Here is a 21,850-nt window from a genome sequence, read left to right on the forward strand (position 1 = left end):
CCTGATTTAAAAAATATACTCACATATAGCGAAAGGCAGATACTGCTACCTGATCTAGTCCCAAATATCAGGTCGATCAATTTGCAGCATTCTCATATATTGAAGTAACTGTCCAGTATGTACTGCGTCATGATATGTTTTTCTTTCTAGTGTGTCTCCTAATGACCTTTCAATATCTTTATGCGGCCATTTAATCATCTTTGAACTATATGTTGAAGAAGGTATTCCATTAACATACGATAGTAACTTATCATGATATATATTACTGCCAGCTATTTCACCTTCAATAGTAACGAATGGTTTTCCCCACAATTGTTTCCTTTCTTCTTCAGAAGGTAATCTATGCTCACGTAAGATGGTAAGCCATGAGAAATCATGCAAAAGTACATGCCTAATGGTTTCTCCAACTGTTAATGCTTCGACATCAGGTTTCCAACATAATAAATCATCTGAAAATCCTCTAGCAACTGTGAGGAATCTACGCCTACATTCTTTTAGATCAAGAAGGATTAAAGCTTTTGCATCCATAATAACATCTCCCTATGATTCTTTAATATAGGCTGTTTTCGCATTCATTGTTGTTTTTCGTCTTACGAAGTAAACACGTACACAACTAGATTTCAGGTCCTTTTCTTCTCTGACAACTTAAAAAATCTATCATACACATTATTTACTCAAATGTAAGTGAAAAAGCATCAAATTTTACGAAAAGAGCTTATATATACAACATCATTGTAAAGTGCATTTTATTCCATAGTCATCGAAATATCATTGTAATGATATGATCTTGTAGCTTTGTGTTTTATTTTGATTGTACTAAAACATACACGTATAAAAATTTGAGCTAGAAGCACCCTTTCTTCGTTAGATGAAATGCAATCAGAATTCTTCTAGAAGTGCTAAGTTCGTGACAGTAGCAACAAAGTTTTTGAGGTTAGCTATACTTTTTTATAAAGCTCTTTTTGCGTTAATTGTTATTTCTCGTACTTTAGTATTTATTTAGCATTCTTGGCACTTTTTCTTATCGGTTGAAAGAGCCTCTTACAAAAGACAATATTTCATTAGATTATGTGTTAAATAGAAGCACGATAATAATATTTGAAAACTCAAAATAATCATTTTATCAAATCATAGCTTAATATATAATTAACAATGAATTTACTATAATTTGTAAAGAGGACCTATATTTATTTGTCCGAATGCTTACATTTACATAAGGAGGAGCAAAAGATGCTTACAAAAAGAGTACTACTTAACTGTGTTATATTATTAGTCATCTTTTTGAGTACAGCATGTAATCGTCCCATTCAACAAGATCAAGCTACTAATCAAAATCAAGAGGAATCAATTTCTATTGACTCCACTCAAGGAGATCAAGTAAAGGAAGACAATAGTATTGTTGAAGAAACTTTCGATGAAGAACCAAAGGCTCAATTTACAACTACACCTTGCATTGCTGACATGTTTTTAAAGCAAGATAACAGCAACACATCGTTACTTCTTTCGGAGCCATTCATTGAAGGAGAATTATTAGCGGATATAAAAGCAATATCAACTAAAACAATTATCGATGAAGCAAGTTATGGATCACATTATGGAACATCTTATGCATTACATGAAAATGGCAACGTATATGCTTGGGGCTCTAGAAATGAGTATCCTAGAGATAGGAACACGGCCTTTCCTCAACTTATAAACGATATTCCACAAGCCACTTCAATATCAGGTGAATTTATTTTAACCGAATCAGGTGAAGTATGGTATTTAAATGAAGGTGGCAAACCATTTATGTTATCTTCATTAACAAATATTGTAGGTATTAATGAAGTAAGACCAGACACGCTTTTTGCTTTAACAGAGGATGGTACGATTATTCATGTCAGCTTTCAATATAATACAAACACTTTCTCAGCAACTCCTTTATCAAATATAACAAATGTTAGTAAACTCTTTAATTTTGACAATACTCTTTTTGCAATAAAAACGGATGGTACTTTATGGACTGAAGAATATAATAATAATTTATTTAGTAATGCGAAGGAGCCAATTGCTAATCAAGTAAATATTGCTGATACTGTAATTGACGTCGCTGAAGGATTTAACATCAATAGTACCTTTGTAAAATTGCAATCAGGAAAATGGCTAATCTACCAAAAAGAACATGAGTCACCACCTAAGTTAACACCATTTGAAAAACTGGACGATGTAAAAAAGATAGCTCATAATACTCATGCTAATTTTGCATTAAAGAACGATGGAACGGTTTGGGGGTGGGGGGATCAAAATGGACATATAATTCATTCTAATTCTTTTGAACTGGACACTCCAATACAGATTGAAGGCTTGACTGACATTATTGACATACAAGTAGGTACAGATCACGTATTAGCATTGAGTCGTAATGGAAATGTTTATACTTGGGGAAATAATATGACCGGACAGCTTGGAACTTCCCCGACTATCTTTCAACACCTTACTGCAATCGGAACTATGTCAGACATAGACCAAATTCTTCCCACTAGTAAGACAATATATATACTCCGTAAAGGACAGATTTGGACAGTAACCCATGATATCGAGCTAAAACAATTAGACATCTCTGAAGATGTACAAACGATGATAAGCAATATGAGACAACCAATTTTCTTAACTTCTAATGGAAAAATAATCTATGATTTAAGTGAAGAAGGTTGTGACACTTTGGAAACTGATTTCCCTATTAAAAACATATATACATATGGATCAGACATAGCAATTCAAAGTGAGGATGATAAATTATATCATTGGACCTTTAACAATAACCACTATAAAACAATTACCTTTGAAAAAGACCAACATACAGAAATCAAAAATATTTACAGCTTTAATAAAACGTTTATTTTAACAACCGACGGAACGGTTTATTACGAAGATCAAATATTAGATGACACAATTATTATGAAACCGATTGAGAATTTGCACAATATCGTTGACTTAAGCTATGATTATGCTCCAGATAGCGGATACAATAAAACTGTTCTAGCAGGTTCAGTACGTGCGTTAGATTCAGAGGGAAACTTATATGGAATAAATCTAGATGAAGACAATAACTTCACACATGAGAAAGTACTTGAGAATATTCATTTAATTACAGGAAATGTTACAATCGATAATTCCGCTGAGATGAAAGACCATAATATTGTGGGAACCCCGTTAATAACCCACATTAATAATTTAGATGATATACATTTAACCGAATCACTTTATGCATACGGAATAGAAGGACCAGGTCTTCATTATCATGTATTTGTTATGAAGGACGGCAGCATTAATCTCTTTGGTGCGAATCCCTTTTTGTACTTCAATTATACAAAACAAGTTAAACCAGTTATTTTGAATTAAATAGCAACAAACAAAAGATGTTAAATAAAATATGAAACAGCCTATTTACGACATAATGCCCATAATCCTCTATGAAATATGCATACATTCTCAAAGGCTGTTCTCATATAGGATGTTGTTTCTTTGACAAAAATCAACTAGGTTTCGGGTATCTTTTCTTCTATAAACGATGACTGTTGAGAAAGCGACGTTTTCATCTTCAGTTTTAAGATCTATAGCATTAAAGTTTACGAAAAGAGCTCTCTCAAGCTAGTTGAAGAAGTTGGAGAATTGTCTGAGGTTATTCTTAAAGTTCAAAGCTTACAACAATCAGGGACGATTGAAGAGGAATTATATGATGTTCTTTATTACTTAATAGCTATAGCAAATATTTATGACATTGATTTAACTGCAAGCTTTCATTTACAAGTGAAAATAAATATAACGAAGTATACCACTTAAATCTACCCTACTGCACCGTTGCACACTATTGGGGTAACGGTGTAGGTGTAGTGTCGTCATGCTAACTCTCTTTGAATGGCGTCAGTACCTACACATTTCAACATGTGCAAGAGTCTTGGTCACCCCTGTTAAACACTTCATAATTACACATGCGTTTTTAATAAAGAGCCTTTTAAGGTAATATCTAACATATTTAGCTACTAGAATAAAATCAATGGCCTAATGCATCCCTTTTCTTGACTAATATCATAAAAAGAAAACTAATTAAATAAGTAATACTCGTGACTCCAAATAAAGCAAAAATTCCAGGGGTACCCATTGTATATAAACTGATTGGAAGTGACCACAAAAATGCGATTAACATTAAATGTTTTTTAAGTTTTATAGAAGCTACAATTGCTAAACAAGCAGGAAGGAACAACATTACAAATGTAATTATCATCGGTTCAGTATCTTTTAGGTTTGAATAAGGATTATAATAGTTAAATATAATCCATAAAAATATGCTGGAGAAACCTCCTAGTATGCCTAACAATTTTGAAGTATTTCTAATTTTAATCACTCCTTAATTCTAAATGACCCTGCCCTTTAACTTAATAAGTATCATCTCAAAATTCCATAATTCCTAGTTGTTACACAACCTGTTCATTGTGTGGAATACGGTTACTATCATTTTTATGTAACTATGATGTTTGTAACAACTTTATTATTTTTCAAACGATATTACTTACACACTAGCTTCTCTATCATCGAAGAAGCATCCAAAGGTCAATTTTCCTTTGGATGCTTTACATATAACAACATATTGGACAGACAAGTACTATGCAGCTACATCTCTTTTGTTAAAGACAATCCAAGATAGCCCAACAAAGATAGCAAAATATACAATGAGGACACTGATTGAAAATCTCATTGTCGTCCCTTCTACTAATGGACGATTGTTAATATGTTGGGTAAGGTCTGTATTGGCAAATAATAGATACTTTGCCCATTCTTCATATCCAATACCTATTAAAAGCATGACAGCTGTAGAACCAGCAAACATTAAGAATATAGCCAATCCTATTGATAATGAGCTACTTCTAAACACAGTAGATATCATAAACGCAAATGTTGACATCATCAAAACGTCCACGAAATTTAAACCGTATAAGCTTAATACATGCGCGAGCATAGATTTTTCTACTGTACTATCAGGGGCAATATATGGATCTGTAAAGCTTTCAAATCCAAATAATAATCCACCTAACAAAAAGGCGGTAACAAATAATAGCATGAGCGTCGTTAAAGCAAAAAGCATCGTCGACAAATATTTTGAGAGCAGTATTTTCGTTCTACTAACAGGACGAATGAGGAGTAGCTTAATCGTACCTTGTGTAAATTCTGTAGCAACAATTCCACCAGCAATTATAACAGTAAACAATGTAATGATTACTGTTAAACCACTTGATTCTTCTATGAATGTCCACATAGTAATTGCTTCAGGGGCATTTACTTTTAAGGCTACTCCAAAAATGGTTACAAATGTAATTAATATGCCCAGCAGTATCCATGTAGATATACGACGATATATTTTCATATTCTCATTTCTAATAAGTGAGAGCATATTAGTCAATGACATTCCCTCCAGTCACTTCTAAAAATCTATCTTCAAGAGATTTTGATTTTTGTTCAATTTCATATATTTTCACTTGCTTATGTACAAGACTTGTAACAAGCTCAGGTATACTTTCTCTTTCAATTTCAACTTCTACTCTATCGTGTTGAATATGAGATGTAATAGTCGGAAATTCTGCGTCAATCGTTGCTTGTGCTTGATCGACAGAGTCGACTGAAAACGACACTCTCAGTTTTTCCCCCTCGTTCACAAATTCATTCACCTGCTGAACTCCGATCAACTTACCATGCTGTATGATCGCAATTCGATCACACATCAGCTCCATTTCGGATAGCAGATGACTTGAGACAATCACCGCTAATCCTTCTTCTCTCGCTAATTTACGTAAATAATCTCTTACCTCTCGAATCCCTGCAGGGTCAAGCCCATTTGTAGGTTCATCTAGTATTAGCAATGATGGTTTATGTAACAATGCTTGTGCTAATCCTAGGCGTTGGCGCATGCCGAGAGAATAGGTTTTCACTTTATTTTTTATTCTGTTTTCGAGTCCAACTAAACGAACAACCTCGTCAATTCGTTCCTTTGTTATACCCTTGATCATTCGTGAGTAATGAACTAAATTTTGATAACCTGATAAATACTTATACATTTCAGGATTTTCAACTATTCCACCTACATGACTAAGAGCTTCTTCAAAGTTCTTTTTTAGGTTTACTCCTTTAATATGAACCTCACCTGAGGTGATAGACATCAAGCCGACAAGCATCCGTATAGTCGTAGTTTTTCCAGCACCATTCGGACCAAGAAAACCAAATACTTCACCTTGATAAACCTCAAATGTCAAATCATCTATAATTCTCTTATTACCTATGTCCTTCGTAAGGTGTTTAATTTGCAATGAAACTTCCATCATATCCCCTCCTATTTGATATAGGTCTATTATTATACGTTTATAACTAGCTTTAGTTTCATTATTTGTAACATTTTCCTAATTAATACTATATAATTGTAATACATTATGTCTATATAAGGAGGAAATAACATGAATAGCGTATCCACTTTAGGAAAAGATAGGATCGTATCATTAGACATTATTAGAGGTTTTGCACTTTTTGGTATATTCTTAGTAAATATGCCTTCTTTTTCTGGCAGTGAATTTATGACATATACAGGAATCGATAAAACGATAAGGCTATTATTTGATTTATTCGTTCAAACAAAATTTTATACTATTTTTTCGTTTCTATTTGGGCTAGGATTTTATATTTTTATGACTCGTGCAGAAGCGAGGGGTGCAAACGTTAATTGGTTGTTTTCAAAAAGATTATTAGCACTTTTACTATTTGGAGTACTTCACATCCTCCTTTTTTGGCATGGAGATATACTACATACATATGCGATAGCAGGCTTTTTTCTACTACTATTCTATCGTAGAAAAGCAAAAACAATATTGATTTGGGCTTTCGTCCTTCTTCTTTCATTTCAGTTGCTCATGGGTGTCTCAGCGTTATTTGCCCAACTATCTGAATCATTCACAGATGTAGATTTAAATGAACAAATTGTTCAAGAGACAATGGCAGAGGGGATTGAAAAAAAGTATGCCTTTCAAACATTTTCTTATGTTCAATTAATGAACTGGAGAATATCCAACGAGGTCCCAATGCTATTAGTTAATCTTCCACTAATCTTACCAGACATATTAGGGACATTTTTACTCGGCTTGTTCGCTGGTAAAATCGATTTATTCCGAAGAGTATCAACATTGAAAAAACAACTTAAAAGAACTCAGCTCATCACCCTGCTGCTTAGTATTCCATCATTAGCTATGATCATTTATCTGTACAGCCAGCATGAATCAGTAAATTTTATGTTTAGTGCGCAGAACTACTTTTTTGTAAGTTTTAGCGGAATGCTTCTCTCTATTTTTTATATTGTGACAATTATACTGTTGCTAGAAAGTGAATTATGGCAAAAGTTATTACAGCCACTGCGTTATGCAGGTCAAATGGCGCTGACCAACTACCTTGGTCAAACAATAATTTGTTTTATTCTATTCTTTGGCTTTGGATTATACTCCAAAATCACTTTATGGCAAGGTCTTATCATAACCATTATTATCTTTCCGGTTCAAATCATTTTTAGCTACATTTGGCTTCGTCGATTTCAATTCGGACCGTTTGAATGGATATGGAGAACGATAACTTATGGAAAAGTTCAAAGATTAACTAAAATCCGTTCTTCGAACTAACTATATTTGAAAAGGCTTTTCTCATTGATTTTTGCTTTTCGTTCTTAGATATAAACACGTAAATACCTAACGTTAAGGTCATCTTTTCTATTATTGAGTTCTAAAAATGTTGTAGTACAAATAGCAACAAAGTTTACGAAGAGAACCTTATTTAAAAAAATAAATAACTTATAACAAATCTGAAATATACAATAACGCTTGGAATAAATTCCAAGCGTTAAATCAATTGTTTTTTACATCGATTAATTTAAAACGTTCACATACAACGATCATATCCTCTGAAAATTCAATCCCTAAATTACTTAACTCATTAGAGAAGAATTTCACGTGAGCATCTTTCCAATATTCGTAAGTTCTATCCCCTTCGCCTTCTGCAACAGCAAAATCCTCAGAAACCTCATTCATTGGCATAATTTTCACTTCTACTGTTTTAATAATTGCTACAGGTTCGTCTTTACTATGTGCTGTTTTCGCATGAATTGTTGTTGTTCGTAACAAAAGCTAAGCACGATTATAACTAACGTTCGTGGCATCTTTTCATCGCTAAAGAATATAAGACATCAACTACTCAAATATAAGTAAAAGAAGGAACAAAGTTTACGAAAAGAGCCTTACTATTTAATACAATACTATAATCTTCAACAGCAGGTAGTGGCTTGTTTTCAATTTCATAAAATATTAATCCAGAGCATGTCGCTGTTTTTATACCATCTATCACCAATTGAGCTAGATGGTCTGGATTAGCTCCAAATTGCCAAGCACTTACTGATTTTTGCTCATCATGACCTTGGGACTTGCAAAATTCATCCAAATATATTTGTGATGCTTTATTCATCTTCCTCTCTCCTTAGACAAAATAATTGTCAAACTACATAATATACTTCATATCATTCAAGCTTTCTATGTCGAGTCTAGGAAGCTTAATAAACATTCATAAACTCATATCTACGACTTCCAATAATCACATTAAACAATTTGTTACTATTTTGTTACCCTTCATTCGCTGTTTTTCGATATAATACCGATGGAATAGTTCTGTAATTGTTTCCTAATTGTTTTTCTCTATATTAGTAGTGATTATTTAGCATAAAAAACAACTACCCAAGCAAAAGCGGAAGTCTTTAAAAATAATACGTAGAACTTTTGGGAAACTATTTATATATTCAGGAGGATTCCTTCATGAGAAAGTTTTTTGTATTGTTCTTGTTTGGTGCTATTTTGCTAACTGGCTGTGATATTATTAAGCCAAATGTCGAATTAATGAAGCCACCTCAATTAGATAGTAAAAAGGCAAGTTTAAAAAGCTATGTTGATTCATTATTAAGTGAAGATGATACATTGATTAGTACGACAGAAAGTGGCGATTTTAATACGATCACACTCGTAGATTTAGATAAAGATGGCAATGATGAAGCTGTGATCATTTATCAAAAAGAACAAGATAAACAACACTTAATAAGCTTAATATTTAAGGAGACGGATGAGGGTTGGGAAGTTTTAGATAAAATCCAATTAAATGGTGTTTATTTAACTAATTTAGATTTTGCAGATATTACTAACGATGGATTTCCGGAGATAATTATAGGCTCTTCTGTTGAATACCCACGTTTCTCCCGAGAAAAGGAATATAACCTTTTCAAATTAAACAATGGAAAAATGATGAATATATATACAGACAAGCTAGCTAATATTGTCATTGATGATTTAGATCAAGATGGTATCGCAGACTTCGTTACGATCTATCACGATGAAGACATTTCATCAGTACTCACTTTGTATCATTATGAAGGTGAAAACTTTGTCTCTATTGACAGTATTTCACTTCCTTTTGAAGGATCGTACTATAATGTCGTCAGTGGTCTTGTTACGCCTACCCTAAAAGGAATTTTACTTGATGTTGGGCTTGGAAGCCGCTCTGCTTCTACAAATATCATTACTGTTGAAAACCAATCGTTACGTAACAATTTACAAAGAAGTTATACAGAGCCTGATCCCTTGTGGAAAGATTATCACGTCGAGAGTGGGGATATAAATAATGACGGCATAATAGAAATAGGAACACTTCGAATACCATTCGGATATGAGAATAACTCATATGCAACGATTCCTTATATTACTAGGTTCTATCAGTGGGATGGAAAAACAGGCTTAATATTCATTAATGAAAGGTTTTATAGCTATAGTAATGGCTTCTACTTTGACATCCCAACAGACTGGGAACAAAATTATACATTGCATCTATCAGACGACGATAGTCAAATTACTTTTATTACTATCAATGAAAATGAACCTTTGTTCGATATTTTCATATCTCCAATATCCGATGCAGAAGAACTACCAAATAAAATAGAAATTGCAAGAACAAATACTAGAGTTTATTATACTAACTTTGATGATGAATCGCTTCTACAACACTTTAATTTACTATCCAGGTAATGGAGTGCTAAAGAAGTAAGAACTGACCTCAATTTAGGGATATTAATTCAATAGCTTCTTTAAACGTTTTCATTAATTTAGGCTCTTTTCATAAACTTTGTTGCTATTGTTAAATAGAACCGCAAGAAGTGATTTTTATTCGGTTGTCCTTGTTTTATAGGGAAAGCTGCCACGAGTTCTCGTTATGTACGTGACCATTACTTAGGAAGTAAAACAACAAACTATGCGACAAAAAGCTCTTAACTTAAAATAACAAAGTTTATTTAGAATATATTAACAATTATTTAAGGAGGATTCCTTAATGAAAAAGTTTTATTATGCTTCGTTCTTATTTAGTGTTTTTCTTCTAGCTGGCTGTAATATTATTCAATCAAACGTCGAACTAATGAAACCACCTCAACTAGATAAGAAAAGGGCTAGTTTAAAAAGCACGATCGATGCGCTATTACCTATCGATGCAACATTAATTACTCCATTGCAGACGCAAAGTAATAATACAATCACCTTAATAGACCTTGACGACGATAAATATGACGAAGGTGTAGTTTTTTATACAGAGAAAGAACAGTCTGAAACATTAATTGGCTTAATACTTAAACAGAATAACAACGATTGGGCAGTAGTTGATCAAATTGAACTTAACGGTCAATATATTGAAGAATTAACATTTTTCGACTTAACAAATAATGGACACCCTGAAGTAATTATCAGTTCTACAAGTGAAAATGGCTACAGTGAAAAACAAATGTCCATATTTCAATATAACGAGGGTATGCTAAAAGAAATTCTTAATACACCTCTATACACATATGTTATTGATGATCTAGACCAAGATAACCAATTAGATTTTATAGTAGTAAAATATGAACTAGAATCTACCAATCCTTATGTAGTCCCAATATTGTCCCTATATAACTTTCAGGATAACCAACCTATAGTGCTTGATGAATTAAGGTTAAACTCCACACTTGGATTTTACAATGTCATTAATGGCTTTGTGACTGAATCAAAAAAAGGCGTGTTACTTGATTATTCGCTTGGTCCTAATAGTTACAGTACTGAGATCATTACAGTAGAAAACAACACTCTTCAACAAGCATTTAATGATCAATTTAGATTCTACAAATTTAATATGATAAATAGTGAGGACACTAATCATGACGGCATATTGGAAATAGCCGAGGAGCGAGTTCCAGCTTTTTACGAGGACATACATTATCGGATGATTCCTTATATCACCACATATTATGAATGGGATGGCCTTACCTCCCTATCCCTCGTTAATGAAAGGTATTATAACTATGAAAATGGGTTTTATTTTGAAATACCTTCAGAATGGGATAGTGACTTTACATTATTACAAGGTGATATAAGCTCTCGCATCACCTTTATTAAAGCAAGCAATGGAGAAAAGTTATTTGATATCACTATTTCTCCTATATCTGAGGCACAACAAGCCAAAGAAGAATTCATGCTCGCTCGAACAAAAACGAGAGTTTTTTATACGTCATTTTTTGATAAAACACTCCAGAAGCATTTTAAGCTAATTCACTTTTAACTTCAGAAAGAGATTGGAGGGTGGACACATGTATACAATATTAGTAATAGAAGATGAAGAAAGTATTCGGAGCTTTATAACAATTAATTTAAAACGAGAAGGATATCACGTCCTTGAAGCAGATAACGGTGAAGAAGGCCTTTCAATCGCTCGTGAACATCCAGAAATTTCTATTATTTTATTAGATATTATGTTACCTGGGATGGACGGGTTTGAGGTTTGTAAACATATTAGAGCGCAGAATGAAAGTGTTGGTATCATTATGCTAACAGCAAAAGTTCAAGAAGTTGACCGTGTACAAGGTTTAATTACTGGAGCTGATGATTATGTCAATAAACCATTCAGTCCGAAAGAACTATTAGCTCGAATTAAATCGTTAATTAGAAGGGTTAACATGTTAACTAAGAAAATTTCGCAACCTAACAATGTTAATAATGATTTATTTATGGAACTTTTCCCTCAGAAAAAGCAAGTTAAAAAAGGAGATCAACTTATAGACTTAACACCGACCGAATTTGCTTTATTAAAGCTACTTATCGAGAACAAAGAACAGCCTTTTAATCGCAATGATTTACTTGATGAAGTATGGGGGCTTGATTATCCAGGTGATACAAAAATAGTTGATGTAAATATTCGTAGACTGCGACAAAAAATCGAAAAAGACCCTTCTCACCCTACTCTTATATCCACAGTTTGGGGTTACGGATACCAGTGGAGCGATAAAGAAATATGATTACTGGAATTAAGAGACGCATTGTTATACATTATACGCTTGTTATTTTATTAACAGTAGCGCTATTTGAAGGTATTTTTATCGGTATCATTCACTTTTATTATTATGATGGGATAGAAAAATCATTAATTAACCATGCAGAAATTTCAGCTTCCTTAGCTAATCGACAAATGAATATTACAAAACAGAATTTGGATCAGAACTTGTCCATTATTCGAGATAACCTTATACATGAAGGAGCAGATTTACAAGTCATAAACGAAGAAGGAAGAGTTTTAACTACATCGAGTGGCTTTGGAATTGAATCGCTTATTAAAACAAAAGATGTACAAGAGGCATTAAGGGGCAAAACAATTTCTTGGTATATGAATAACGATGTAGCAAATGAAAGACTGCTCGCTGTTTCTACTCCCCTCATAGATGAGGGTGAACCTTATGCTGTGATTCGCTATATTACTTCCTTAGAAGAAGTAGATCGGACAGTTCAAAATATCTATTGGATATCAATTAGTATAGGTGCTGTCGTTATGATTGCAACCTTTCTTATTAGTTATACTTTAGCCAACTCCATTGCTAAGCCAATCTATGAATTAACAGGCGCAACAAAAAAAATTGCGAAAGGTAATTTTGAAAGTAGAATAGAAGAATCTTACATTGATGAAATTGGTACACTAGCAAAGACCTTTAATTATATGGCTGAAGAATTAACGAAAAATGATAAAATGAAAAACGAATTTATATCTTCAGTATCCCACGAAATTCGCACACCCCTTACAAGTATTAAAGGGTGGAGTGAAACAATGCTCTCTGGGGACTTAGCAAATAAAGAAGAGACAACTCTTGGACTATCAATAATTCAAAAGGAAACAGATCGATTAATAGGCTTAGTAGAAGACTTGTTAGATTTCTCTGCATATAACAGAGATTCGATTAGATTAAATTTATCAACTACAGACCTTTCAAGACTAATTAATGATGTAACTTCTCAAATGAAAGCAAAGGCATCAAACAAACATATTTCAATAATCTTCGATACCTCAGATACCCAAGTATTAAGTGAGATCGATCCGAATCGTATGAAGCAAGTGCTCATTAATTTACTGGATAATGCGATTAAATATTCTCCACAAAACAGTAGCATTACTATTACATGTACTGAAACGAATGATAATGTAATCGTTACTGTAATGGACGAAGGCAACGGTATTGAGGAAGAAGAAATATCTAACATTACGAAAATGTTTTATCAAACAAATGCCCACAAAGAAGGAACAGGCCTTGGACTTGCAATATCTCAAAAAATAATTGATCTTCATCACGGCACTCTTAACATTCAAAGTAAAATTAATGAGGGAACTACCATTTCTGTTACCATCCCGAAAAAGAAGTGAAAAAACTGATGGAGAATTGTTGCAATGATAAGAAAAATACTATGTTGTTGGAAGGTATCCATCAACATAGTATTTTTTATGCTTTTATCCGCTCATCGTTCCAATACTCGTTTTTGAGATTATCGCTTTTTCGCATCGCTATTATTAAGGCGTTTGTTGGACAGTGATCAACACACATGCCACAAAGGCTACAATCACCTGCTGATACATATTGCTCTTCACGATTAATTGCAGGTTCTAAGATATCTGGATCAGCGAAGCAAACTTGTCGACAACGATCACAGCCCGTACATAAATCATGGTCAAATTTCACACGAAACATTCCAACTCTACCAATGGCTTGATAGAAGCCACCAAGAGGACAAATATATCGACACCAGCCTCTTTTAGAAATGAATAGGTCAAATAACATGATAAAGAGCAATAGCCAAAAACCAACTCCACCAGTGAATAACATGTTTCGCATCGTAAATCCGATTGGTGAGAAAACCTCAAATACTGGTACACTAATTACGAATGATAATAGTAGAACAAGTCCAGCAAAGTATACCTTTAAATGCCTATCCATGTGTTTATCAGGCAACTGGATAATTCCCCTAATTTTATCAATGAAATCTAACATCGTATTGACTGGACATACCCAACTACAAAATACTCTCCCACGGATCAGTACATAAAACAGCAAAATAATTAACGCACTACCGATAAAAGTTAAATGAAAGGTTTTTGAAGCAAGCATAACTTGTAGTGTAGCAAAAGGATCTGATAGAACAATTCCAAATAAACTAGAGGATGATAATGAACCGAAAAAGAAGTTATCACCCTCAACTTCTACGAAAAACAATGGAGAAAGAAACAACAATAAAATTGAAAACTGCACGAACCTTCGTACAACTGTCCATTTACGATATGTTTTTCTTTTCGATCTCATCCATCTCATCCTCACATGAGGTTCCTTGTTATCATTATATATATTTAAGGTTTTATACGGTTGACATTACTTTAAAGATGAGAAGACATCTGAACTCTAGTTGAAATTAAATTATTGTTTACTTAGAAAACACACATTTTTTTAGAAAATTAACAGACCTTCCTTAAGTACTTGAAAGCGTTATTGTTTTACTGACTCTGTGCTTTCCTCAATAACCTGCTTTGCTTCTATCACTTCTTTGCCTGTATCATCAACTAATTCTTTTGTTGCTTTTTTAAATTCTTTTAATGTTGACCCTACTGCTCTCCCCAATTCTGGAAGCTTGTTAGGTCCAAATATGACAAGAGCAAGGATGAGAATAAGGATAAGACCTGGTACACCAATATTCGATAACATACGTGATCCCTCCAAAGTAAGCTTATATAGTATTTACAAATATCCCTTTGTACTGTTGAATACAGCTAGAAACACACAGTCCGCATCCATTACAAAGCTTATCATCAACTGTAGGTTTCCCATTTATTATCTTTAATGCCCCATCAATAGGACATGACCTCACACAGTAATCACACATCACTTCACGAAAAGCCAAACAATTTTGTTGTTTGATTTCAGCTTTGCCTATGGCAGGGTTTTGCATCAAGCCATCTTTACTTAACGCGCTTGTAGGGCAATGATCAATACACTTTTCACAAAAAGTACATGCAATATCATTAGGATCAAGATAGGGAGTGTTGGTAAGCTTTGCTCCGTGTTTCATTGAAAAAAGAGATATCGTATTTTCTGGACATACATCTTTACAGATACCACAACGAGTACACGAAGTTAAAAAGGCTAATTCACTTTCTGCACCTGGAGGTCGAATAAAATCTCTCTCTTGTTCTATTTGTGGTGCGATAAAATTCCCTATAAAGCCGATTGTAGAACTGATGTTAAGTGAAAAGAAACTGCGCCTAGTCATTTTCTCTTTCATTGTAAAACATCTACCTCAGAGATTTGTTGCCCCTCAAAATTTGTATACACAAGACATACCGTAAGTACACCCTCAATTCCCTCAAATAACTTCGATGTTTCGTAGCTATCATTAATCGTATCTGCCTCTAGAGTAATGATTACCTTTGATTCAGCTTCAATATGATGTACCTCTACTCCAGAAATTTTTTCAAGTTCGGTTGCAGCTTCCCTTGCTTTTCCTATAATCGTCTCAATAAGGATGCCAGAAATCACCATAAAATCTCCCCCTTTACACATACATCTTCTGAAAAATAAATAAAACTGACCTCACATTAGATAAAATCTATATGCTGATTAATTTTTACTCTTGTACAGCATATTGAAATTGTGAGGCCTGTTGTACTACTTATGACATATTTTTCATGATATATTTTGTCTGTATTGTTGTTTTTTCGTAGACAGCAAAGTTTTTCTTTAGAAACTTACAACCACCTTTACCTCGTTGTATTGATATAATATTTTTCATTTATGGTTGGTTAAAAGCAGGTTTTGTATCGTTTTGTGTAGCATGGCACTGAATACAGTTATCTCTATAGATTGGATTGCCTATTTTGTCATCTACATAATGGTCGGCAGGCGGTGTAGGCGCACCTGTTGCTTCATTTCCATGACATGCAGTACAGCTTTCATATCGTAACTCAGGGTTCCATCTGTCAATATGGTCATCTGGTTGCATTGGTGGTGCTCCTTGTAATACCATCGATGCAGCATCTTCTCTGTCATCAGATGATAATTGTGGTAATGTGACCGTCTCAACAGCAGGCTCTTCAGTTACTTCTGGTTCTGTTTGCTGCACCGGATCTGCAGTATCATTAGAACAACCAATAAGACTAAAGACTAATACAGTAATTACAAATAATAACAAATTTCTTTTTTTCATGTGCTCACCCCCTAAGCCTTTTCAATCTTAACTGCACATTTTTTATAGTCGGGTTGTTTAGAAATCGGACAATATGTGTCTAGTGTTGCTAAATTAATTAATGTTTCTTCCGCAAAGAATGGTACGTAGATAAGACCTTTAGGTGGATTTCCACGCCCTTTTGTCGTAGCTTTCACTTTCACTTCACCACGACGTGTAATAACCTTGACCATATCACCTGTTTTTATGCCCAATGCTTCTGCATCCTCAGGGTGAATTTCACAAAATGCCTCAGGTACTGCTCGGTGTAATTCTGGAACACGTCTTGTCATCGAACCGCTATGCCAATGCTCCAACACGCGACCAGTGCATAACCAAAACGGATACTCTTTATCTGGAATCTCAGATGCATCCTCAAATGGACGGAAGAAAATCGTAGGTCTATGATCAGTAGATTTATAAAAATCAATGTCTTTATATCTTCCTGGTTGACCGAATTCCTCAATATTGTATTGGTCAAAACCGTCCTCTTGTTTTCCATACGAATAACGCCAATTTGTTTCGAGCCATTCGCCATTCACTTCACGAACAGGCCAGCATATACCGTGTTGCTTAAAGTACTCTTCATATGGTGCTAACTGTTTTGCTTTAGTCTTTAATTGCTTGCCGAGCTCCTGTACTTCAGGATTTTCATGCGTATGTGGATTAGAGAACATTCGGTACTCTTCCCAAAGTATTTTGTTTACTTCATGCTGGTCCTCAAGTAAATCATTTTTGTCATAATCCCAAATATTGCCGAATATAACATCAAAGGCATCTTTATCACCTATTTTTTTACCTTCAAGCACACGTTTTGCTACTTGAACAATTGCCCATAAATCCCATTTTGCCTCACCTGGCGGTTCAGTACATTTTTCAAAAACATTACTACGTCTTTCAGCATTACCAAATTGTCCTTCTCTCTCCACCCACATGGATGCTGGAAAAACAACATCTGCCATCTCAGTTGAACGAGTCGGATAAACTTCAGATACGACGATAAATCCATCCTTCACACCTTTTCCGTCAGGGTCATTCCCTCTGAAGCGGTTGAGCTTAGGCATCGTTTGTCCCCAGTTGTTTGACATACTCCACATAAACTTAACATTTCCGTTACCCAATTCTCGGAACATTTTGACCGTATGATATCCTGGTGTTTCAATCGGATCTAAGTATCCTTTTGGAAGATTCCAAATCAATTCACTAAATTGTCTATGTTCCGGTTTTTTCACCTCTAAGTCAGCTGGTAGACGATGTGCAAATACACCAACCTCCCGAGCTGTCCCACACGCACTTGGTTGGCCCGTTAATGAAAATGGGCCGTTACCAGGTTTACTTATTTTACCAGTCATAAGGTGAAGGTTGTATACTAAATTGTTAATCCAAGTCCCTCTTGTATGCTGGTTCATTCCCATCGTCCAAAGTGACATGATTTTTTTATTCGGATCAGCGAACTCTTTTGCTAATTCTTCAATCTGTTCAGCTGGAACACCAGATAATTCTGCGGCCTTTTCAAGCGTGTATTCACTCACCATTTGTTTATATTCTTCAAATGTTATATTCCAGTCTTTCCCTGCAACCTTTCCAACCTCTGTAGCTTCATAATTGTCATCGAATGTATGACCAAGGTTTTCGGTACCTGCTTTGAACTGACAATGTTCTTCAACAAACTTCTTGTCATACGCATCATTGACTATGAGATAGTTGGCGATAGCATTCGCAATAGCTAAATCCGTTTGCGGTCTAAAGACAAGTACGGATTCCGCAGTTTCAGAAGTACGGGATGGTCTCGTTGTTAAGTCATAATGTTTGACATTCGTACCACTTAATTTTCTTGCAGTTAGACGTGAATATAGAACTGGGTGCATCTCTGCCATATTTGCTCCCCATGTGACAAAAACATCAGCTTCATCTAAATCACGATAAGATCCCATTGGTTCATCTGATTGGAATGTCTTCATAAATCCAGCAACTGCACTTGCCATACAAAGACGTGCATTTGGATCAATATTATTATTTAACAATCCTATTTTCCATAACTTCACTGATGCATACCCTTCAGTGATCGTCTGTTGACCTGATCCCCAAAAGGCAATAGATTTAGGGTCTTTAGCGTGATTGTCTTTTAATTTATTTGCAACTAAATCTAAAGCTTCTTCCCAAGATGCCTCTCGAAAACCTTCCATCGTCCCTTTTTTACTTTTGTCTTCTCTAATTAATGGCTTCGTTAAGCGATCTTTGCCAAAAAGAATCTTTCCTACGTAATACCCTTTAATACAATTTAAGCCACGACTCGAACGGTTGTCAGGATCACCTTTTGTGGCAACAACTTTACCATCTTTTACACCAACGAGTACTCCACAACCAGTCCCACAGAAGCGACATACCGTTGATTTCCATTCATCAGGTTCAACGTTAGCCATTTCCTGTACGACAGGATCATTTTGTGGTTCTACTGGTGTTGTCGCTTCATCCTTTTTACAGCCTGCAACTGCTAATGTTGCGGAAACTGCAGTTGCTTTTAATAAAGATCTGCGTGTTAACTCCATTAAATAACTCCTCCCCCATTACAAATTCTGTTTCTTTTTATAAAAGCTAAAACAATCCTCTTACTTCTCGTGGCTTCACACGAATTGCAACAGGATTGTCAACAACACATCTTTGTTCACAAATCCCACATCCTACACATTTATCGACATCAATGATTGGGGCGAACACTGCATGAATATCGTCACCGGGTTTTAGGTAAATATCTAATTTAATCGCTTCATCAATAAGCGGACATTCGCGATAACATACTTCACAACGCACCCCCTCATAAGCGATACAATGTTCAGGATCAATGATTGCTGTTCCCATTTGAACGTCTTCAACTTGGTTAATTCCAGATAAGGCAGTTGTAGGACAAACCTCAACACAAGGGAAATCTTCACATAATCTACAAGGATTTTCTCTAGCTTCAATAAATGGTGTACCTAAGCCGAAACCATGCGCCTCAGTACCCATCTTAATGCTGTCATACGGACATGCTTGATTACACTTTCCACAACGTACACATAGTGCTAAAAATTCATCTTCTTCAGCTGCTCCAGGAGGACGAAGAACAGTTTTGTTTCCACCTTTCATAAGTGAAAGTAATTCGTAAGCAGCTAGACCACCTATTAATGTTTTTAGCAGATTCATACCTTTCAGAATGATCCCCCCTCCTTGAGCAAAGATCTTAAAAACATTACTATCATAATAAAAGTACCATTTTAAATAATTGAAAAATGTGATAAATCTCACATTAATTAACATCACTACAAGATACTTTTTGACAATTTCAAAATAAAACTTCACATTTATTTCACAAAACTGCCACACCTATTCACATAATTGAAAACGCATTTATTTATTTCGTTTTTTATGAAATTCAATAATACAGACTTTACAAATCATAGAAATTCATCAAAAATAAATGTATAGAAGAGCTGCTTCCGTTGTGCATAATGATAGCAACAACAGATTTGTACATAGCGCAGGCTACAATTTACTAAAACATACATTATAGATAATAAGGATGATAAAGATGAAAATTCGCAAAGCTATAATCAATAACCAACAAGAAAAAATATACTTATACGAAAATAAAAAAGAAGAGTATACTATTATCGCTATTCCCATTATTGAGTGGTCTTTCAAAGTTGATTATGAACAGGACGCTGAAACGCTTAAAAGCATACTTTATTCTTCACTCAAATCCCATACAAATGCAGACACTTCTCAAGACTTGACCAACAAAATCTCACAGTGGGTTCGTGAAATGTGACATTAATTTGATTTACACATAAAAAAACTGAACATTAGGATATGATTTTGTAGATATTGTTCGTGATTTATTATACAATGAACATGGTCTATCATATCTTGCATTGACTGTTGCTTCTTGTACAAAGAAAATACAGAATATTAACGAGCGTACATGGAGCCTATTCATTTAATTAATTACTTGAAAGCTGCATGATATCCTCAGCATACTGTTTTTACATTAGCAACAAAGTTTACGAAAAAAGAGCCGTTATTCTTTACAGTTACTGACGACAATTGTGGAATGAACCACGAGGGAGCTGTAAAAGAAATTGCCGTGTCGTCTGGGCAGAGGCATCTGGATCAGCGTATGTGCCAAATTTAGTCTAGGAGTTTTTATTGATATGAATGTAGGAACCATACATTAAAACAAATTAGGCTTTTCTTAATAAACAGGAATACATGAAAATATTAGACTATTAAGCACTATTACGTTTTCTCCAGCCTCTTTGTATATAATATAGGAGGGATAAAGTTGGAAGAAAAATTGATTTTAGATGGAACTAAGGTTGCCAGTTCTGTAAAAGACAGCTTAACAATGCGTGTATCTGCCTTAAAAGAGCGAGGCGTTAATCCTTGTTTAGCTACAATTTTAGTTGGAGATGATCCTTCTTCTGCCACTTATGTAAAAATGAAAGGGAATGCGTGCGACCGGTTAGGCATTTTCTCAAAACGCATTCATCTACCAAAAGAAACTCAAACTGAAGAACTATTACAAATCATTCAGGAGCTTAATAATGATCCTTCTACACATGGCATCTTATTGCAGCACCCAGTGCCAAGCCAAATAGATGAACGGGCTGCCTTTGAAGCAATTGATATTGAAAAAGATGTAGATGGTGTTACTAGTCTCGGTTTTGGACAAACATCGTTTGGCTTTGGAAAATATCCTTCTTGTACACCTGCAGCTATTTTAGAAATTATTGATTTTTATTCCTTGCCAATTGAAGGTAAACATGCCGTTGTTGTTGGACGAAGCCCTATATTAGGAAAACCAGTGTCAATGATGCTGCTCAACAGGAATGCGACTGTAACGACATGTCATTCAAAAACACAAAATTTAGCAGATATTATTAAACAAGCAGATATTGTGGTTGCTGCAGTTGGCAAACCTAATTTTATTAAAGGCGAATGGCTTAAAGAAGGTGCTGTCGTGCTTGATGCGGGTTACAACAAAGGAAATGTTGGTGATGCAGATTATGATAGCTGTTTACAATATGCTAGTGCAATCACACCAGTTCCAGGAGGCGTTGGACCTGTAACTATTTCAATGTTATTAAAACATACCGTTGATGCAGCTGAAGCAACCTTATAAATATAGTAAAGCTCAAAAGCAATTTTTGCTTTTGAGCTTT

Annotated in this window: 20 protein-coding genes, 2 pseudogenes and 1 riboswitch; of the genes and pseudogenes, 10 read left to right on the top strand and 12 right to left on the bottom strand. The window is 34.6% G+C overall.

Annotated elements, in window-relative coordinates; genetic code table 11:
* Positions 1-54: 54 nt before the first annotated feature.
* The gene (locus tag JM172_RS16950) at positions 55-528 is read right to left on the bottom strand and encodes a DinB family protein (RefSeq protein WP_214483564.1); all 474 of its coding nucleotides are present in this window, start codon (positions 526-528) and stop codon (positions 55-57) included.
* A gap of 702 nt (positions 529-1,230) precedes the next feature.
* Here JM172_RS16950 and JM172_RS16955 point away from each other — a divergent pair.
* From JM172_RS16955 to JM172_RS16965, 3 genes are all read left to right on the top strand, one after another.
* Positions 1,231-3,381 carry an RCC1 domain-containing protein gene (locus JM172_RS16955; RefSeq protein ID WP_214483565.1) on the top strand — a complete coding sequence of 717 codons (2,151 nt, stop codon included), beginning with the start codon at positions 1,231-1,233 and terminating at the stop codon, positions 3,379-3,381.
* A gap of 219 nt (positions 3,382-3,600) precedes the next feature.
* Positions 3,601-3,822 (top strand): MazG nucleotide pyrophosphohydrolase domain-containing protein, encoded by a 222-nt coding sequence (locus JM172_RS16960; protein ID WP_352223728.1) that lies wholly within the window; start codon positions 3,601-3,603, stop codon positions 3,820-3,822.
* A gap of 281 nt (positions 3,823-4,103) precedes the next feature.
* Positions 4,104-4,292 (top strand): hypothetical protein, encoded by a 189-nt coding sequence (locus tag JM172_RS16965; RefSeq protein WP_214483566.1) that lies wholly within the window; start codon positions 4,104-4,106, stop codon positions 4,290-4,292.
* A gap of 350 nt (positions 4,293-4,642) precedes the next feature.
* On the opposite strand, the gene JM172_RS16970 is transcribed toward JM172_RS16965, so the two are convergent.
* Entirely contained in the window at positions 4,643-5,428 is a 786-nt protein-coding gene (locus JM172_RS16970; RefSeq protein ID WP_352223730.1) for an ABC transporter permease, read from the bottom strand.
* 1 nt (position 5,429) lies between these two features.
* Complete coding sequence (locus JM172_RS16975; protein ID WP_214483568.1) at positions 5,430-6,350, bottom strand: ABC transporter ATP-binding protein; 921 nt, start codon at positions 6,348-6,350, stop codon at positions 5,430-5,432.
* A 132-nt stretch (positions 6,351-6,482) separates the two neighbouring features.
* Here JM172_RS16975 and JM172_RS16980 point away from each other — a divergent pair, with 132 nt between their 5' ends.
* Positions 6,483-7,688: a DUF418 domain-containing protein gene (locus JM172_RS16980; protein ID WP_214483569.1), complete on the top strand. Its 1,206-nt coding sequence runs from the start codon at positions 6,483-6,485 to the stop codon at positions 7,686-7,688.
* Between the two features lie 222 nt (positions 7,689-7,910).
* Here JM172_RS16980 and JM172_RS16985 read toward each other — a convergent pair.
* Together JM172_RS16985 and JM172_RS16990 are read right to left on the bottom strand one after the other, a co-directional pair.
* Positions 7,911-8,144, bottom strand: a pseudogene (locus tag JM172_RS16985) (ASCH domain-containing protein); the annotation flags it as partial.
* A 157-nt stretch (positions 8,145-8,301) separates the two neighbouring features.
* Positions 8,302-8,523, bottom strand: a pseudogene (locus tag JM172_RS16990) (ASCH domain-containing protein); the annotation flags it as partial.
* 344 nt (positions 8,524-8,867) lie between these two features.
* Between JM172_RS16990 and JM172_RS16995 the strand changes: the two are divergent.
* From JM172_RS16995 to JM172_RS17010, 4 genes are all read left to right on the top strand, one after another.
* Positions 8,868-10,124 carry a hypothetical protein gene (locus JM172_RS16995; RefSeq protein WP_214483572.1) on the top strand — a complete coding sequence of 419 codons (1,257 nt, stop codon included), beginning with the start codon at positions 8,868-8,870 and terminating at the stop codon, positions 10,122-10,124.
* Positions 10,125-10,425: 301 nt separating this feature from the next.
* The gene (locus JM172_RS17000) at positions 10,426-11,682 is read left to right on the top strand and encodes a hypothetical protein (RefSeq protein ID WP_214483573.1); all 1,257 of its coding nucleotides are present in this window, start codon (positions 10,426-10,428) and stop codon (positions 11,680-11,682) included.
* 28 nt (positions 11,683-11,710) lie between these two features.
* Complete coding sequence (locus JM172_RS17005) at positions 11,711-12,415, top strand: response regulator transcription factor (protein WP_214483574.1); 705 nt, start codon at positions 11,711-11,713, stop codon at positions 12,413-12,415.
* Positions 12,412-13,806, top strand: coding sequence for a sensor histidine kinase (locus tag JM172_RS17010; RefSeq protein ID WP_214483575.1), 1,395 nt, complete (start codon positions 12,412-12,414; stop codon positions 13,804-13,806). The genes JM172_RS17005 and JM172_RS17010 overlap by 4 nt, the downstream gene beginning before the upstream one ends.
* 76 nt (positions 13,807-13,882) lie before the next feature.
* On the opposite strand, the gene napH is transcribed toward JM172_RS17010, so the two are convergent.
* The 7 genes from napH to JM172_RS17045 all read right to left on the bottom strand — a co-directional run bounded on the left by napH (position 13,883) and on the right by JM172_RS17045 (position 19,832).
* On the bottom strand, positions 13,883-14,737 hold the full coding sequence (napH, locus tag JM172_RS17015) for a quinol dehydrogenase ferredoxin subunit NapH (protein WP_250886730.1): 855 nt from the start codon (positions 14,735-14,737) through the stop codon (positions 13,883-13,885).
* Positions 14,738-14,917: 180 nt separating this feature from the next.
* Complete coding sequence (locus tag JM172_RS17020; RefSeq protein ID WP_214483577.1) at positions 14,918-15,133, bottom strand: twin-arginine translocase TatA/TatE family subunit; 216 nt, start codon at positions 15,131-15,133, stop codon at positions 14,918-14,920.
* Between the two features lie 22 nt (positions 15,134-15,155).
* Positions 15,156-15,710, bottom strand: a complete 555-nt coding sequence (locus tag JM172_RS17025) for a 4Fe-4S dicluster domain-containing protein (protein WP_214483578.1) — start codon at positions 15,708-15,710, stop codon at positions 15,156-15,158.
* Positions 15,707-15,967, bottom strand: coding sequence for a chaperone NapD (locus JM172_RS17030; protein ID WP_214483579.1), 261 nt, complete (start codon positions 15,965-15,967; stop codon positions 15,707-15,709). The genes JM172_RS17025 and JM172_RS17030 overlap by 4 nt, the downstream gene beginning before the upstream one ends.
* A gap of 250 nt (positions 15,968-16,217) precedes the next feature.
* Complete coding sequence (locus JM172_RS17035) at positions 16,218-16,631, bottom strand: nitrate reductase cytochrome c-type subunit (RefSeq protein WP_214483580.1); 414 nt, start codon at positions 16,629-16,631, stop codon at positions 16,218-16,220.
* 11 nt (positions 16,632-16,642) lie between these two features.
* Positions 16,643-19,198: a nitrate reductase catalytic subunit NapA gene (gene napA / locus JM172_RS17040; RefSeq protein ID WP_214483581.1), complete on the bottom strand. Its 2,556-nt coding sequence runs from the start codon at positions 19,196-19,198 to the stop codon at positions 16,643-16,645.
* A 46-nt stretch (positions 19,199-19,244) separates the two neighbouring features.
* Positions 19,245-19,832 carry a 4Fe-4S dicluster domain-containing protein gene (locus tag JM172_RS17045; protein ID WP_214483582.1) on the bottom strand — a complete coding sequence of 196 codons (588 nt, stop codon included), beginning with the start codon at positions 19,830-19,832 and terminating at the stop codon, positions 19,245-19,247.
* 385 nt (positions 19,833-20,217) lie between these two features.
* On the opposite strand from JM172_RS17045, the gene JM172_RS17050 reads away from it, so the two are divergent.
* Both JM172_RS17050 and JM172_RS17055 read left to right on the top strand, forming a co-directional pair.
* Positions 20,218-20,457, top strand: a complete 240-nt coding sequence (locus JM172_RS17050; RefSeq protein WP_214483583.1) for a YueH family protein — start codon at positions 20,218-20,220, stop codon at positions 20,455-20,457.
* Positions 20,458-20,708: 251 nt separating this feature from the next.
* Positions 20,709-20,792: riboswitch (ZMP/ZTP riboswitch) on the top strand.
* A gap of 178 nt (positions 20,793-20,970) precedes the next feature.
* Positions 20,971-21,810, top strand: a complete 840-nt coding sequence (locus tag JM172_RS17055; RefSeq protein WP_214483584.1) for a bifunctional 5,10-methylenetetrahydrofolate dehydrogenase/5,10-methenyltetrahydrofolate cyclohydrolase — start codon at positions 20,971-20,973, stop codon at positions 21,808-21,810.
* Positions 21,811-21,850 lie beyond the last annotated feature (40 nt).

This window comes from Bacillus sp. SM2101 (assembly GCF_018588585.1).
Lineage (GTDB): Bacteria > Bacillota > Bacilli > Bacillales > SM2101 > Nanhaiella > Nanhaiella sioensis.

What these genes read in the sequence shown, in the direction of transcription:
- JM172_RS16975 (WP_214483568.1), bottom strand. Translation starts at nt 6,350, where the DNA reads ATGGAAGTTTCATTGCAAATTAAACACCTTACGAAGGACATAGGTAAT.
- JM172_RS17025 (WP_214483578.1), bottom strand. Translation starts at nt 15,710, where the DNA reads ATGAAAGAGAAAATGACTAGGCGCAGTTTCTTTTCACTTAACATCAGT.
- JM172_RS17000 (WP_214483573.1), top strand. Translation starts at nt 10,426, where the DNA reads ATGAAAAAGTTTTATTATGCTTCGTTCTTATTTAGTGTTTTTCTTCTA.
- JM172_RS16970 (WP_352223730.1), bottom strand. Translation starts at nt 5,428, where the DNA reads ATGCTCTCACTTATTAGAAATGAGAATATGAAAATATATCGTCGTATA.
- JM172_RS17005 (WP_214483574.1), top strand. Translation starts at nt 11,711, where the DNA reads ATGTATACAATATTAGTAATAGAAGATGAAGAAAGTATTCGGAGCTTT.
- napA (WP_214483581.1), bottom strand. Translation starts at nt 19,198, where the DNA reads ATGGAGTTAACACGCAGATCTTTATTAAAAGCAACTGCAGTTTCCGCA.
- napH (WP_250886730.1), bottom strand. Translation starts at nt 14,737, where the DNA reads ATGAGATCGAAAAGAAAAACATATCGTAAATGGACAGTTGTACGAAGG.
- JM172_RS16995 (WP_214483572.1), top strand. Translation starts at nt 8,868, where the DNA reads ATGAGAAAGTTTTTTGTATTGTTCTTGTTTGGTGCTATTTTGCTAACT.
- JM172_RS17050 (WP_214483583.1), top strand. Translation starts at nt 20,218, where the DNA reads ATGAAAATTCGCAAAGCTATAATCAATAACCAACAAGAAAAAATATAC.
- JM172_RS17010 (WP_214483575.1), top strand. Translation starts at nt 12,412, where the DNA reads ATGATTACTGGAATTAAGAGACGCATTGTTATACATTATACGCTTGTT.
- JM172_RS17020 (WP_214483577.1), bottom strand. Translation starts at nt 15,133, where the DNA reads ATGTTATCGAATATTGGTGTACCAGGTCTTATCCTTATTCTCATCCTT.
- JM172_RS17045 (WP_214483582.1), bottom strand. Translation starts at nt 19,832, where the DNA reads ATGAATCTGCTAAAAACATTAATAGGTGGTCTAGCTGCTTACGAATTA.
- JM172_RS17030 (WP_214483579.1), bottom strand. Translation starts at nt 15,967, where the DNA reads ATGGTGATTTCTGGCATCCTTATTGAGACGATTATAGGAAAAGCAAGG.
- JM172_RS17035 (WP_214483580.1), bottom strand. Translation starts at nt 16,631, where the DNA reads ATGAAAAAAAGAAATTTGTTATTATTTGTAATTACTGTATTAGTCTTT.
- JM172_RS16980 (WP_214483569.1), top strand. Translation starts at nt 6,483, where the DNA reads ATGAATAGCGTATCCACTTTAGGAAAAGATAGGATCGTATCATTAGAC.
- JM172_RS16950 (WP_214483564.1), bottom strand. Translation starts at nt 528, where the DNA reads ATGGATGCAAAAGCTTTAATCCTTCTTGATCTAAAAGAATGTAGGCGT.
- JM172_RS16955 (WP_214483565.1), top strand. Translation starts at nt 1,231, where the DNA reads ATGCTTACAAAAAGAGTACTACTTAACTGTGTTATATTATTAGTCATC.